General features: G+C 67.3%; 16 protein-coding genes. 4 read left to right on the top strand and 12 right to left on the bottom strand.

Annotation, left to right across the window (positions count from 1 at the left end; genetic code table 11):
• Window positions 1–72 precede the first annotated feature (72 nt).
• On the bottom strand, window positions 73–1,356 hold the full coding sequence (gene hisD / locus ACH0AE_RS03530) for a histidinol dehydrogenase (RefSeq protein ID WP_294442641.1): 1,284 nt from the start codon (window positions 1,354–1,356) through the stop codon (window positions 73–75).
• Entirely contained in the window at window positions 1,353–2,015 is a 663-nt protein-coding gene (hisG, locus tag ACH0AE_RS03525) for an ATP phosphoribosyltransferase (RefSeq protein ID WP_294442639.1), read from the bottom strand. The genes hisD and hisG overlap by 4 nt, the downstream gene beginning before the upstream one ends.
• Window positions 2,016–2,076: 61 nt before the next feature.
• Between hisG and ACH0AE_RS03520 the strand changes: the two genes are divergently transcribed.
• On the top strand, window positions 2,077–3,210 hold the full coding sequence (locus tag ACH0AE_RS03520) for a DUF2332 domain-containing protein (RefSeq protein WP_294442638.1): 1,134 nt from the start codon (window positions 2,077–2,079) through the stop codon (window positions 3,208–3,210).
• Window positions 3,211–3,235: 25 nt separating this feature from the next.
• Here the strand turns inward: ACH0AE_RS03520 and ACH0AE_RS03515 are convergent, their stop codons facing one another.
• Genes ACH0AE_RS03515 through ACH0AE_RS03500 form a run of 4 tightly spaced genes read right to left on the bottom strand, consistent with a single transcriptional unit; the run spans window position 3,236 to window position 5,571 of the window.
• Window positions 3,236–4,138 carry a pirin family protein gene (locus tag ACH0AE_RS03515; RefSeq protein WP_406875448.1) on the bottom strand — a complete coding sequence of 301 codons (903 nt, stop codon included), beginning with the start codon at window positions 4,136–4,138 and terminating at the stop codon, window positions 3,236–3,238.
• Complete coding sequence (locus ACH0AE_RS03510; protein ID WP_294442636.1) at window positions 4,135–4,584, bottom strand: NUDIX hydrolase; 450 nt, start codon at window positions 4,582–4,584, stop codon at window positions 4,135–4,137. The genes ACH0AE_RS03515 and ACH0AE_RS03510 overlap by 4 nt, the downstream gene beginning before the upstream one ends.
• Window positions 4,577–5,284 (bottom strand): glutathione S-transferase, encoded by a 708-nt coding sequence (locus ACH0AE_RS03505; RefSeq protein WP_294442635.1) that lies wholly within the window; start codon window positions 5,282–5,284, stop codon window positions 4,577–4,579. The genes ACH0AE_RS03510 and ACH0AE_RS03505 overlap by 8 nt, the downstream gene beginning before the upstream one ends.
• Window positions 5,284–5,571, bottom strand: coding sequence for a BolA family transcriptional regulator (locus ACH0AE_RS03500; RefSeq protein ID WP_294442634.1), 288 nt, complete (start codon window positions 5,569–5,571; stop codon window positions 5,284–5,286). Before ACH0AE_RS03500 ends, ACH0AE_RS03505 begins: the two co-directional genes overlap by 1 nt.
• Before the next feature lie 39 nt (window positions 5,572–5,610).
• On the opposite strand from ACH0AE_RS03500, the gene ACH0AE_RS03495 reads away from it, so the two are divergent.
• Window positions 5,611–6,198, top strand: a complete 588-nt coding sequence (locus ACH0AE_RS03495; protein ID WP_406875447.1) for a J domain-containing protein — start codon at window positions 5,611–5,613, stop codon at window positions 6,196–6,198.
• An 89-nt stretch (window positions 6,199–6,287) separates the two neighbouring features.
• Here ACH0AE_RS03495 and pnp read toward each other — a convergent pair whose 3' ends face one another.
• The 5 genes from pnp to ACH0AE_RS03470 all read right to left on the bottom strand — a co-directional run bounded on the left by pnp (window position 6,288) and on the right by ACH0AE_RS03470 (window position 11,316).
• Window positions 6,288–8,630, bottom strand: a complete 2,343-nt coding sequence (gene pnp, locus ACH0AE_RS03490) for a polyribonucleotide nucleotidyltransferase (protein WP_294442632.1) — start codon at window positions 8,628–8,630, stop codon at window positions 6,288–6,290.
• A gap of 157 nt (window positions 8,631–8,787) precedes the next feature.
• On the bottom strand, window positions 8,788–9,057 hold the full coding sequence (gene rpsO / locus ACH0AE_RS03485; RefSeq protein ID WP_046409695.1) for a 30S ribosomal protein S15: 270 nt from the start codon (window positions 9,055–9,057) through the stop codon (window positions 8,788–8,790).
• A 19-nt stretch (window positions 9,058–9,076) separates the two neighbouring features.
• Window positions 9,077–9,970, bottom strand: a complete 894-nt coding sequence (gene truB, locus ACH0AE_RS03480) for a tRNA pseudouridine(55) synthase TruB (RefSeq protein ID WP_294442630.1) — start codon at window positions 9,968–9,970, stop codon at window positions 9,077–9,079.
• Window positions 9,971–9,981: 11 nt separating this feature from the next.
• Window positions 9,982–10,668, bottom strand: coding sequence for a site-2 protease family protein (locus ACH0AE_RS03475; RefSeq protein ID WP_046409692.1), 687 nt, complete (start codon window positions 10,666–10,668; stop codon window positions 9,982–9,984).
• 51 nt (window positions 10,669–10,719) lie between these two features.
• On the bottom strand, window positions 10,720–11,316 hold the full coding sequence (locus ACH0AE_RS03470) for a thymidine kinase (protein ID WP_046409979.1): 597 nt from the start codon (window positions 11,314–11,316) through the stop codon (window positions 10,720–10,722).
• Window positions 11,317–11,440: 124 nt separating this feature from the next.
• On the opposite strand from ACH0AE_RS03470, the gene ACH0AE_RS03465 reads away from it, so the two are divergent.
• Window positions 11,441–11,905 (top strand): hypothetical protein, encoded by a 465-nt coding sequence (locus ACH0AE_RS03465; protein ID WP_046409690.1) that lies wholly within the window; start codon window positions 11,441–11,443, stop codon window positions 11,903–11,905.
• Here the strand turns inward: ACH0AE_RS03465 and purT are convergent.
• Entirely contained in the window at window positions 11,902–13,074 is a 1,173-nt protein-coding gene (purT, locus tag ACH0AE_RS03460; protein WP_294442629.1) for a formate-dependent phosphoribosylglycinamide formyltransferase, read from the bottom strand. The genes ACH0AE_RS03465 and purT overlap by 4 nt on opposite strands.
• Window positions 13,075–13,205: 131 nt before the next feature.
• On the opposite strand from purT, the gene ACH0AE_RS03455 reads away from it, so the two are divergent.
• The gene (locus ACH0AE_RS03455; protein ID WP_406875446.1) at window positions 13,206–13,931 is read left to right on the top strand and encodes a haloacid dehalogenase type II; all 726 of its coding nucleotides are present in this window, start codon (window positions 13,206–13,208) and stop codon (window positions 13,929–13,931) included.
• The last annotated feature ends 3 nt before the right edge of the window (window positions 13,932–13,934 follow it).

The raw sequence follows: 13,934 nt of genomic DNA, 5'->3' as shown, positions 1-13,934 counted from the left end.
GCGGCGGCCCTTACGCCGCCAGGCGCGGATCGGCCAGTCCCCCTGGCCTGCCCCGTGCTGGCGGTGCCGTGATTAGAGCCGCAGCGCCACCGATTGCGCGTGCGCCGGAAGCCCTTCCGCTTCGGCCAGCGCCACCGTCGCCGGACCAAGCTTCTGCAGGGCCGCAGCGTCGAGCTGGAGGAAGCTGGTGCGCTTCATGAAATCGGTCACGCCCAGCCCGCTGGCGAACCGCGCACGGCGCCCGGTCGGCAGCACGTGGTTGGGCCCGGCCACATAATCGCCGATCGCCTCGGGCGTGTGCCGGCCAAGGAAGGCGGAACCCGCATGGCGCAGTTGATCGAACAGCGGCTGCGGATCATCCACCGCGATCTCGACATGCTCTGGAGCCAGTGCATCCACCAACGGCATCGCCTCCGCCAAGTCGCGCACCAGCACGATCGCGCCATTCGCCTCCCACGCGATGCGCGCCGTCTTGCCGGTCGCCAGATCGCCAAGCTGGCGCTCCACCGCCGCCACGACGGCGTCGGCAAATTCGGGCGAGTCGGTGAACAGGATGGACTGGGTGGTCACGTCATGCTCGGCCTGGCTCAGCAGGTCGGCCGCGATCCAGTCCGGATCGTTCTTGCCATCGGCCACCACCACGATCTCGCTAGGTCCCGCGACCATGTCGATGCCGACGACGCCATAAACCTGCCTTTTGGCCTCAGCGACCCAGGCATTGCCCGGTCCGGTGACGACATCGACGCGTGCGATCCGGTCCGTGCCCCAGGCGAGCGCCGCGATCGCCTGCGCGCCGCCGATCCGCCACACCTCGTCAGCGCCCGCCAGGTGCGCCGCCGCCAGCACCAGCGGGTTGACGATGCCATCAGGGGTCGGCGTCACCACCACCAGCCGCTCGACGCCAGCGACTTTCGCGGGGATCGCGTTCATCAGCAGCGTGGAGGGGTAAGCCGCCCGGCCGCCGGGCACATAGATGCCTGCCGCATCCACCGCCCGCCACCGGGCGCCCAGCCGGACGCCGGCGTCGTCGGTGAACGCGGTATCCTCGGGCCGCTGCTTCTCGTGATAGGCGCGGATCCGCGCCGCGGCGAGTTCCAGCGCCTCACGCAGCGCCGGGTCGAGCCCGCCAAAGGCAGCGGCACATTCGCTCAGCGGGATCGACCAGCCGCTCGCATCAAGATCGTGCCGGTCGAGCTTCAGCGTGAAAGCCTTCAGCGCGGCATCGCCCTCGTCCCGTACGCTGCGCAGGATCGTGGTGACATCGCGGGTCACGTCCGCATCCGATTCGCGGCGTGCATCGACCAAGGCGGCAAAGTCCGTCGTGAACGATGCGTCGGCAGTGGACAGGCGGATCATGCGGCGGCCGCCTCGTTCGCGGCGCGTCGGAACGCCTCCACCAGCGGAACCACCGCGGCGCGCGTCTTCATCGCCGCGCGATTGACGATCAGGCGCGAGGAGACCTCGACGATCGTCTCCACCTCGACGAGGCCGTTTTCCTTCAGCGTTCGGCCCGACGAGACGAGATCGACGATGCGCGGCGCCAGGCCAAGCATCGGCGCCAGCTCCATCGCACCGTTCAGCTTGATGCATTCCGCCTGCACGCCGCGGCGCGCGAAATGCTGCGCGGTAAGGTGGGGATATTTGGTCGCCACTCGCACGTGGCTCCAGCCGCGCGGATCGTCCGTGGCGGCGAGGTCCGCCGGCTCGGCCACCGACAGTCGGCAATGGCCGATGCCCAGATCCACCGGCGCGTAAAGCTCGGGGTAGGCGAATTCGCCCAGTACGTCGGACCCGACCACGCCAAGCTGCGCCGCGCCATGTGCGACGAAGGTCGCGACGTCGAATGCACGCACGCGGATCAGCGCGATATCGGGGTCGCTGGTGGCGAAGCGCAGCGCCCGGCTGTCCTCGTCGAAGAACGCGGCCTCCGGCACGATGCCGGCCGCCGCGAGCAGTGGCTGCACCTCGCCGAGAATACGGCCCTTGGGCACGGCAATGACGATCGGATCGCTCATGCCGCGGGCTTTACGCAGCGCCCCCGGAAGGCGCAACATGGGCACAAGAGGGAGAGAGCGGATGGCAAACGAGCACACGAACCGCGGCGCGTTCCTGATTCAGCACCATTATTGCACCGTCATGGCGGCGCCGATCACCGCGCGAATATGCAAGGCGCTGGCAAACGCAGTGTCACGCGACAGCCGCACCGGCGCCCGCGTGCTCGACTGGCCCGGCGAGCCCACCGCCGACGCCCTGCCGCTGCGCCTCGTCGGCGGCCTCCACGCACTGCATCGCACGGGCGCTGACGCACGCCTCGACCAGGTCTTCACCGGCGCGGTAGCGGAGGAGGGCGAGGTCGCCGCGATCATCGGCGAGACGCTGGTGGCGCATGACGACGAACTCTACCCCTGGCTCGACGGCCCGCCGCAAACGAACGAGCCTGGTCGCTCGGCGGCGCTGATGGTCGGCCTGATCGACGTGGCGCGCCGCTTCGGCCAGCCGATCGAGCTGCTGGAGATCGGATCGAGCGCCGGACTGAACCTGATGATCGACCGCTTCGGTTTTGATCTCGGCGGCAGTCGCTACGGGCCGGCCGATGCAGCCGTGACGATTCGGCCGGAGTGGCACGGCGCAGCCCCGCCGCCGGCCGACGTGCGTTTCGCCTCGGTGCGCGGCGTTGATGTACATCCGATCGACGCGCGCGATCCGGCCGCAGCCCGGCGGCTCGCGGCCTATGCCTGGATCGACACCCCCGAACGGATCGCGCGGATCGAGCAGGTCATCGCGCTGATCAACGCCGATCCGCCTGACCTCACGCATGGTGACGCGGCTGACTGGCTGGAGGAGCAACTTGCGCAATCGCAGGCGGAAGGCACCACGCGCACGCTCGTTCATTCGGTGGTGTGGCAGTACCTCGGCGAACAGCGGCAGGAGCGGATTCGCGCCACCATGGCGCGCGCCGCCGCTGCCGCAACGCCCGAGCGCCCGCTCGCCTGGGTACGGATGGAGCCGAACAAGGACACGGCGGTCCAGGAAGTCTGGGTTCAGGCATGGCCCGGCGCTGCTGCCCCGCGCCGCCTGGCGCAGACCCACGCACACGGCACCTGGGTATCACTGACGGATCCTGCCGATACGCCGATGGAGAGCGATTTCGTTACCGGCGGGGAAGGCTATTGGGCCAACGCCGCGACTCGCAAGCTGGCGGGGGCATGAAGCCGCCCGCCGCCGCCCCAAGGCGTCACGGATAGCTGACGGTCTTCGGCTGTCCCGGGATCGGGATCCACTCGATCTCGTCGCCCGGCACCACCGGAAACTCCCGCGCCATCCACGCGCGCCGCGCTTCCTCGATCCGCTCGCGGGAGGAGCTGACGAAGTTCCACCACACATGCCGCGGCGTCTTGAAGGCGTCGCCTCCGGCCAGCATCGCGCGCGCGCCGCCGGTCGTGCGCAGCGTCGCCGCGATGCCCGGTCGAAGCACGTAGAGCTTCTGCGGTTCCAGCGGCACGCCCTCCAGCACGGCATCGCCCTCGACCAGGTAGATCGCGCGTTCGTCGGCATCGGCATCGATCGGCACGCTCGCGCCGGCCGCCAATGCGATATCGGCGTAGATTGTGTCGGCATAAGTGGTCGTGGGTGCGGACTTGCCCCACAGGCTGCCCATGATGACGCGCGCGTTGACGCCCGCACCCTCCACGATCGGCAGGTCGCCGGCGGGCACGTGCTCGAACGCGGGATCGATCTCCTCGCGCCCGTCCGGCAGTGCCAGCCAGGTCTGGATGCCGGACAGGCCCGGGCCGGCCGCGCGCTCGTCGCCCGGCGATCGCTCGGAATGGACGATGCCGTGCCCTGCCGTCATCAGGTTCACCGCACCGGGACGGATGACGATCTCGGTACCCAGCGAATCGCGATGCCCGATCGCGCCGTCGAACAAATAGGTGACGGTGGCGAGATTGATGTGCGGGTGCGGCCGAACGTCGATCCCCTGCCCCGGCGGCAGATGCGCTGGCCCCATCTGGTCGAAGAACAGGAACGGGCCGACCATCGTGCGCTCGCGATGCGGCAGCGTGCGGTGAACCTTGAAGCCGCCGATGTCGTGCGTCGCCGGTAGCAGCGTCAACTCGATCAGTTCGTCTCTCGTCATCGATCCGTCGCCTCCAGCATCGCCATCAGATCCGCAGGATAGATCAACTCGGGCCAATCCGCGATCTCATCACGCGCGAACCAGCGCCACTCGGTCATCACGCGCCGCTCAAGCTCGGTATGGCCCACCGGATCCACCTCCGCCGCGTCGATATCGACACGGAACCAGCGCTCGTCCGCAGTCACCGGCACCCGCTCGATCGTCAGGAAATCAACGGTGCGCTGCGCAACTTCAGGCCCCGGATCGGCGATGATGCCGGTCTCCTCGAACAACTCGCGCCGCGCCGCCGCGACGTAGCTTTCGCCGGGATCCAGCGCGCCGCCAGGCGTACACCAGAACGGCGGCCGATCGTCCGTCACGAAACGGAACAGCAGCGCGCGGCCTGCTCCATCGACCAGCAATATCCGCGCCGCGGGCCGCGCCGCCCGCGCAATCGTGTCACTCACCGTCAAGCTCGGGATAATGGCGGAAGATGCCGTCGGTGTTGAACGCCAGCCGCCGATCGCTGGCGAGATAGGCCGCGATGCCGGGCAACGCCGAGACAGAATCGCGGATCCGGATCAGGCCGGGATAATCCTCCTCGATCGCCGCCATCCGGCGCGGGAACATGTAACGAAGCCCCTCGATCAGCTGGAACAGAGACGTATCCGCACAGGTCCAGCGGCCCTCGATCAGCCATTCGCCGGGGTTCGCGTTCGCCGCGGCCTCGAAATAGTCCAGGAACTTGGGCAGCCGCTCTTCGCGGAACTGGCGTGCGGCACGTGCCGCCTCGTCCTTCTGCTCGTCATAATAGGACATCAGTTCCACCGGATGGTGGACGTTATGGACCTCGGCCACAATGTCCGTGACGGTCAGTTGCAGCTGGTGGATCCAGTAACGATCGGCGGGTGCCTCCGGCGCCAGATCATGACGCTCGCCGAGGAACAGAAGGATGTTGGCGACCTGCGCGATGGTGAAGCCGTCCGCCTCCAGATAGGGCGGCGCGAACGGCCCGCGCCCCCCCCATGCCTCCATGTTCGCGACCAGCGCGTCCGCACCCTCTTCGCGCGCGCAATCCTCATATGCGATTCCGGCTGCCTCCAGCGGCAGGCGGACGAACTCACCCCGCCCCTGGATCCCCGGCCAATACCAGAGGCGGTACGTCATCACGCTTCTCCCGGTGCCATGGTCTTCATCGCCAACGCATGAACATGATCACGCAACAGCTCAGCGAGCGCCTGGTTCACCAGTCGCTGCCGCGCGACTCGATTGAGGCCGGCGAAGGCGGCGCTTTCCACCATCACGCGAAAGTGCGATTCGCCGGAGCCGTCATCGCCGGCGTGGCCGCGATGCTGGGCGCTTTCGTTGATCACCTCCAGCCGGGTTGGATCGAGCGCCTCGGTGAGACGGGCCGTGATCGCCTGCTGGATCGGCCCGATGAAAGTATCAGTCATCGCGCCTATATAGCCGGTTTTTGCAGGGAAGATCGGATTTTGGCGAAGGAGCGTCGGAACACGCGCTTTCATGGAAGGATCGAGGGGGATCGGCCGTGCGGCGTGCCGGGCTGCGATGAGCCGGGCGAGTTCCGCGCGCCGCCGCTGGAGGGTCCCAGCAGCGATGGTCCGCCGGCGTTCCGCTGGTTCTGCCTCGATCACGTGCGCGCGTTCAATGCCGGCTATAACTACTTTGACGGCATGACGGCCGAGGAGATTCACCACGCCCAGCGGCCGATGGCCGGCTGGGAGCGGGAGACACGCGCCTTCGCGCGTGCCGGCGGCGGGGACCAGGGGCCACGCTGGGCCGACTTTGCCGATCCGCTCGACGCGATCGGCGCGCGCTTCCGCCGCGAAGTCGCGCCCGAGCGCAAGGACGGCAAGCCGCTTTCCGGCCAGGATCGCGCCAGCCTGAAAGTGCTCGGCCTCGCCCCCGACGCGGATCGCAGCGCCCTGCGCAAGCGCTACAGCGAACTGGTGCGCCGCTATCATCCGGATCGGAACGGCGGCGATCGCAGCCACGAGGCGATGCTGCAGAAGGTAATCTCCGCCTATCAGCAGCTCCGCCAGGCGCCCGCGTTCGCCTGACCTTCCGACTCCTCCACTCCCCGAAACGAGAAAGGGCCCCGGCATCGCTGCCGGGGCCCTTCCTGTATCACCCGAAGGCGACGGATCGCTTAGTCGCGATCGCGGTCGTTCGTCAGGAACGCAGGTGCGAACTCGGGCGCCGGGCCGTCATCGTTGCCACCGCCGTTGCCGCCTTCCGAACGCTCGCGGCGCGGGCCACGGTCACGGCGCGGGCCGCGATCGCCACCACGGTCACCACCGCGACCACCGCGATCACCACCGCCATCGCGGCGCGGACCACGATCACCACGCGGCTCGCGCGGTTCGCGTGCCGGACGAGTGTCTTCCAGCTCTTCGCCAGTTTCCTGGTCCACGACCCGCATCGACAGGCGAACCTTGCCGCGCGGATCGATCTCGAGGACCTTGACCTTCACTTCCTGGCCTTCGGACACGACGTCGGTCGGCTTCTCGACCCGCTCGTTCTTCATTTCGGAGACGTGGACGAGGCCGTCCTTGCCACCCATGAAGTTCACGAATGCACCGAAGTCGACGATGTTGACGACTTTGCCGGTGTAGATCTTGCCGACCTCGGCCTCTTCGACGATGCCCTTGATCCAGTTGATCGCGGCTTCGATCTGCGAGTGGTCGGACGAGCTGATCTTCACCACGCCCTCGTCGTCGATGTCGACCTTGGCGCCGGTGGTGGCGACGATCTCGCGGATCACCTTGCCGCCGGTGCCGATGATGTCGCGGATCTTCGACTTGTCGACCGTGATCGTCTCGATGCGCGGTGCGTGCGCGCTGAGCTCGGTGCGGGTCTCGCCCAGCGCCTTGTTCATCTCGCCCAGGATGTGCGCACGACCGGCCTTCGCCTGGTTCAGCGCCGCCTCGAAGATCTCCTTGGTGATGCCCGCGATCTTGATGTCCATCTGCATCGTGGTGATGCCTTCGGACGTGCCAGCCACCTTGAAGTCCATGTCGCCCAGGTGATCCTCGTCACCCAGGATGTCGGACAGGATCGCGAAATCCTTGCCTTCCAGGATCAGGCCCATGGCGATGCCGGACACCGGACGCTTGATCGGCACGCCGGCGTCCATGAGGGCCAGCGAGCCGCCGCACACCGACGCCATCGACGACGAGCCGTTGGACTCGGTGATGTCGCTGGTCAGACGGATCGTGTACGGGAACTCTTCCTTCGATGGTAGCACCGGGTGCAGCGCACGCCACGCCAGCTTGCCATGGCCAACCTCGCGGCGGCCCGGCGCGCCGAAGCGGCCCACTTCACCGACCGAATACGGCGGGAAGTTATAGTGCAGCATGAAGTGCTGGTACGACAGGCCGTTCAGACCGTCGATCATCTGCTCCGCGTCGCGGGTGCCAAGCGTCGCAGTCGCGATCGTCTGGGTTTCGCCACGCGTGAACAGTGCCGAGCCATGCGCACGCGGCAGGAAGTGGGTTTCCGCCTCGATCGGGCGGATCTGCGTGGTGGTGCGGCCGTCGATGCGCTTGCCGTCCTTCAGGATCGCCTGACGGACGATGTTCGCCTCCAGCTTCTTCACCAGCTTCAGCGTGCCGAGATACTGGGCGGGATCGCTTTCCTTGAGGTCCGCGAAGGCTTCGCGGGCCTTGGCGCGCGCCTCGTTCAGGGCGTTCTGGCGCTGCTGCTTGTCGGTCAGCTTGTAGGCAGCGGCGATATCCTTGCCGATCGCCTTGTCGAGCTTCTTCAGCGTCGCCGACTTGTCGTCGACCGGCGCCAGCTCCCACGGATCCTTGGCGGCCTGCTCGGCGAGCTTCACGATCGCCTTGACGACCTCACGGCAGGCATCGTGCGCGAACAGCACGGCGCCCAGCATGATCTCTTCCGACAGCTCCTTGGCTTCGGATTCGACCATCATCACCGCGTCGTAGGTAGCGGCGACGACCAGGTCGAGCTGACCCTCTTCGACCTGCTTGTCGGTGGGGTTGAGGATATACTCGCCATCGACATAGCCGACGCGCGCCGCGCCGATCGGGCCCATGAACGGCACGCCCGAGATGGTGAGCGCAGCCGAGGCGGCGACCATCGAGAGGATGTCCGGCTCGTTCTCGCCGTCATAGCTCAGCACCTGAGCGATGGCGTTGATCTCGTTGTAGAAGCCTTCGGGGAACAGCGGGCGGATCGGGCGGTCGATCAGGCGGGAGACCAACGTCTCCTTCTCGGTCGCGCCACGCTCACGCTTGAAGAAGCCGCCCGGGATACGACCGGCGGCGGAGAACTTTTCCTGGTAGTGGACGGTAAGCGGGAAGAAATCCTGCCCTTCCTTGACCGTCTTGGCCGCGGTGACGGCGCACAGCACCACCGTCTCGCCGAGCGTCGCGATGACCGCGCCGTCGGCCTGGCGGGCAACCTTGCCCGTCTCGAGCGTCAGGGTCTTGCCGCCCCACTCGATGCTTACCGTTTTCTTGTCGAACATTTCGTTTCCTTCACTCCGGCCGCCCTATGCAGCCGGGGCCTGCTTGAGCCAGTCTTGGCTCGTGCCAGTCGGGCCTTATTGCCCGCTGGCGTTGCACGCTCGCGTCACACGCGAAGCGCATATGCGAGAAGGGCGCCGCGAGGGCGCCCTTCCGTTATTACTTGCGAAGACCGAGCTTCGCGATGAGGGCGAGGTAGCGATCCCCGTCCTTCTTGCGGAGATAGTCGAGAAGCGAACGACGCTTGTTGACCATCATCAGCAGGCCGCGACGCGAATGGTTGTCCTTGGCGTGGCCCTTGAAGTGCTCGGTCAGGTTCCGGATCCGCTCGGTCAGGATCGCGACCTGAACTTCCGGCGAACCGGTGTCGCCTTCGGCGCGGGCGTGATCCTTGATGAGTTCCTGGCGGCGTTCCGCAGTGATCGACATGTGTTTTCCTTCGACATCTTTACAGGTTGAAGCCGCGGACGACACGACCCTCGCGGGCCTGGACCTCGATCAGCGCTACCGGCACATCGTGCAGGCAGGCAAAATACTGGCCATCGTCGGCAACGATCCCGGCCAGAACACGCCCCTGGCGGAGCGCCCCTGCCTGGTCGGGAGTGAGGGGTAGAGCCGGGATGTCGTCCAGCCCCGCCCTCAACGGCAGGAGAATATGTTCAAGGGTGCGCGCCTTAGCGGCTTCGCTCAAATTGTCCAGCGATATCGCTCGGCCGAGGCCAAAGGGCCCCGCCTTGGTCCTCCTGAGATAGGTGACATGGCCGACGGCTCCAAGGGCGAGCGCAATGTCCCGCGCGAGGCTGCGGATATAAGTGCCCTTGGAAACATGCGCGGTCAGCGTCGCTTCTTCCAGCGCGCCTGCGTCGGCCGCCGCGGTGACGCTCAGCGCGAACACCGTCACCGCGCGCGTCTTCAGGATCACCTCCTCGCCCGCCCGCGCCAGGTCATAGGCGCGCTGCCCATCGACCTTCAGCGCGGAGAACGCCGGCGGCATCTGCTCGATCGGCCCGGTAAAGTCCGCCAGCACCGCCGTCAGCGCATCCCGCGTCGGGCGCACGTCGCTGGTCGCGATCACCTTGCCCTCGGCGTCCAGCGTATCGGTCTGCTCGCCGAAGCGGATGGTGAAATCATATACCTTATCGCTGTCGAGCATCCGCCCGGCGAGCTTCGTCGCCTCCCCCAGCGCGATCGGCAGCACGCCCGACGCCAGCGGGTCGAGCGTGCCGCCGTGGCCCACCTTCGCCTTGCCATATCCGCCCTCGCGCAGCGACCGCTTCACCGCGCTCACGCCCTGAGTCGATCCAAGCCCCAGCGGCTTGTCGAGGATCAGCCATCCATGCATGTCAGGGGTCCTCAGGCGAACAGCTGCGCAAAGGCGAGATACTGGCGCACGAGCCAGTCGGCGGGCGGACCGACGATCTTGCCGACGATGCTCGCGCTCGGCCAGATCATCGGCACCACCACCAGGAGGACGATGATCAGCGGAAAGCCGAAACGCGCCAGCTTCGCCCATTCCACTGCCAGCCGCCGCGGCAGCACGCCTTCCACCACATGCCCGCCGTCAAACGGCGGCAGCGGCAGCAGGTTGAACACCGCGAGGAAGATGTTGATCAGCAGGAAGTTGACGAGATTGGCGAAGATGAACTGGCTGACGCCCTCCGGCGGCCCGCTCATTTGCCCATAAAGCACGCCGATCGCGATCGCCGCGACCGCCGCCAGCAGGAAGTTCATCCCCGGCCCGGCGAGCGCCACCGCCACCATGCCCCAGCGCGGATTGCGCAGCCGCCGCGCATCCACCGGCACCGGCTTGGCCCATCCAAACACCGGCGCCTTGGCGAGCGCAAGGCCCAGCGGCAGGATCACGGTTCCAATCGGATCGACATGGCGGATCGGGTTGAACGACAGCCGGTTGAGCTGCGCCGCGGTCGGATCGCCGAGCGCACGCGCCATCAGGCCATGCGCCACCTCGTGAAAGACGATCGCGATGATCAGCGGAATGATCCACACCGCCGCGGCGTAGATGGGATTGTCGGGTGTCATGATGCCGGCGAGATAGGGGGGCGGGCGAGCGAGCGCCAGCGCCCCCGCGTGTCACGCCTGGCCCGCGGCGCCCAATTCCAGCGCGGCGGTGAAATGCCGCCGGCACAAGGCGACATAGCGGTCGTTCCCGCCGATCACCGTCTGCGCCCCCGCCGCGACCGGGCGCCCCTTGGCGTCGACCCGAAGGTTCATGGTCGCCTTGCGCCCGCATTCGCAAACCGACTTTATCTCGATCAGCGCGTCGGCCAGCGCCAACAGCCGCGCCGATCCCTCAAACAACGCCCCCTGGAAATCGGTGCGCAGGCCATAGGCCAGCACCGGAATGCCATCGACATCCGCCAGCCGCGCGAGCTGATCGACCTGCGCCGCCGTCAGGAACTGCGCCTCGTCCACCAGAACGCACGCCACCGTTTCCTCGGCATGGCGATCGAGCACGCAGGCGGCGATGTTGGTGCTCGCGTCGAACATCGTCGCCGGCGCCGACAGGCCGATGCGCGAGGTAATCGTGCCCGCCGCAAAGCGATCGTCGATCGCAGCGGTGAACAGCATCGTCGCCATGCCGCGCTCGCGATAGTTGAAATCGGCCTGCAGCAGGTTGGTCGATTTCCCCGCATTCATGCTGGCATAATAGAAATAGAGCTTGGCCATCGCGTTGCTGTTCCCCATCGGCGCGTGCCGCGCCACTATTTTCCTGCCGCCCGTTTTGCAGCTCGCGCGGGATACGAAACCGCTCCCAGCGATTGTTCGCGCGAACCACACGAGGAATTCGCCGATGCTTCGTTCCTACCTCATCGGGCTGGCCGCGGGTCAGCGCGGGATCGTGCCGCTCGCCGCGCTCGCCGCCGCCGGCCGTCGCGGCGCGCTGCCCGATGACATGCCGCTCGCCAAATTGTTCAAGAACCCGCTGATCGCCTGGGGCGCCGTCGCCTTCAGCGCCGCGGAAATGGCGGGCGACAAGCAGAAGACCGCACCCGACCGGATCGTGCCGATCGGCCTTGCCGTGCGCAGCGTCACCTCCGCCTATGCCGGCGCGGCGCTGGCGCCCAAGGGGCAACGGGTGACCGGCGCCGCGGTCGCGCTCGGCACGGCACTTGCCAGTTCCTACATCGGCTGGCGCATCCGCATGGCCGCGCTTCGCCGCTATGGCCAGACCGCCACCGGCTTCGTCGAGGATGCGCTGGTGCTCGCCACCGGCGTCGCCGCCGCCGACCCGCGCCTCGTCAAGCGCGCTGCCTAAGCCGGATCGTAGCTAAGCTGAACCTTCGACGCCGCCTCGGCCGCAATGCGCCGGGCGTCGTCGGTGGTCGCGGCGCGCGCCAGCGCCACGCCCATGCGGCGATAGGGCCGTGTCGTCGGCTTGGCGAAAATCCGCACGTCCACGTCGCCCCCCGGTGTAGCCAGCGCCTCGGCGATGCCGTCATAGCGCACCGTGTCCGACGCGCGATCCGCCAGGATCACTGCGGAGGCGGACGGGCCGTAGCTGGTCAGCGTCGGGATCGGCAGGCCAAGGATCGCGCGGGCGTGCAGGTCGAACTCGCTCAGCGATTGCGAGATCAGCGTCACCATCCCCGTGTCATGCGGGCGCGGTGACAATTCGGAAAAGATCACCTCGTCATCCTTGACGAAGAACTCCACGCCGAACAGGCCATACCCGCCCAAATCGTCGACCACCTTGCGCGCCATGTCCTGCGCGTCGGCGATCGCCTTTTCCGACATGGCGGCCGGCTGCCAGCTTTCCTGATAATCGCCGCGTTCCTGCCTGTGGCCGATCGGCGGGCAGAAGACGACGCCGTCGCGCGTGCGCACCGTCAGCAACGTGATCTCATAGTCGAAATCGACGAACTCCTCGACGATCACCCGCGCCCGGTCGCCGCGCATATTGGCGACGGCATAATCCCACGCCGCTTCCAGATCCGCTTCGCTGCGAACCGTGCTCTGTCCCTTGCCCGATGAGGACATGACCGGCTTGATCACGCACGGCAGCCCGGTGTGTGCCGCGCCCGCGCGCACCTCGTCCAGCGTCTCGGCATAGCGATAGCGCGACGTGCGCAGCCCCAGCTCGACCGCCGCCACTTCGCGGATGCCGTCGCGGTTCATCGTCATCATCGTCGCGCGCGCCGACGGGACGATCGTCGTCCCCGCCGCCTCCAGCTCGGCCAGCACTTCGGTGCGGATCGCCTCCACCTCCGGAACAACGAAATCGGGCCGGTGCCTCTCCACGGCTGCACGCAGTAGGTCGGCGTCGAGCATGGAGAAAACCTCGCGCGCATCCGCCACCTGCATCGCCGGCGCGCCGTCATAGCTGTCGCAGGCGATGACATAGCAGCCGAGCCGCTTGGCCGAGATCACGAACTCGCGTCCAAGCTCGCCCGAACCGAGCAGAAGGATTGTTGCCGTGAACGCCATGCCGCACCGCCTTGCTGTTGCCGGTCGCGTGAGTGGCCCGATCGACGCGGCTTGTCCACGGGGGGCATCACTCGTAGCACCCGGCAAAAGGGCGCGCCGCGACGCGCCGGTGCAATCTGCGAGGGGATGAAATGGCCGGTTCCGATTTGCCGAAGGTGCTCGCGTTCGACGTGTTCGGAACGGTGGTCGACTGGCGCACCAGCATCACCGCCGAATCCGCCGATTTCCTCGCGCGCATCGGCCGCAGCGACCTCGATCCCGCCACCTTCACGGACAATTGGCGCCGCCGCTATCTCACCGGCATGGCGACCTATGCGAAGTCGGGCCGCGACTTCACCATCCTCGATGTGCTTCACCGCGAGATGCTGGACGAAACGCTGAACGATGCGGGCGTCGATCCCGCCACGCTCGACGAGGCATTGCTGCAGGACTGGACCTTCGCCTGGCGCCGCCTCACGCCGTGGCCCGACTCGGTTGAGGGGCTGACGCGCCTCAAGGGCCGCTTCCCGATCGTCACCTTGTCGAACGGCAATATCGCGCTGATGCTCGAAATGGCGCGTCGCGGTCGCCTGCCCTGGGACGCGATCATGGGGGCTGAGGTCACCCGCGCCTACAAACCCGATCCGCGCGCCTATCTCGGCACTGCCGAGATCCTCGGCTTGTTGCCGCAGGAGGTGTGCCTGGTCGCCGCACACCACAGCGACCTCGCGGCCGCGCGCGCCTGCGGGCTGAAGACCGCCTTCGTGTCACGCCCGATGGAATATGGCGGCCGCCCCGCCCCCGATGCCAAGCTGGCGCAGGATTGGGAATGGTCCGCCGACAGCCTCATCGACCTGGCGGCAAAGCTCGGCTGCTGATCG

The organism is Sphingomonas sp. 179-A 2A2 NHS (assembly GCF_045371305.1).
GTDB lineage: Bacteria > Pseudomonadota > Alphaproteobacteria > Sphingomonadales > Sphingomonadaceae > Sphingomonas.
The sequence above is the reverse complement of the archived record's forward strand: the minus strand, read 5'-3'. Positions and strand labels throughout refer to the sequence as shown.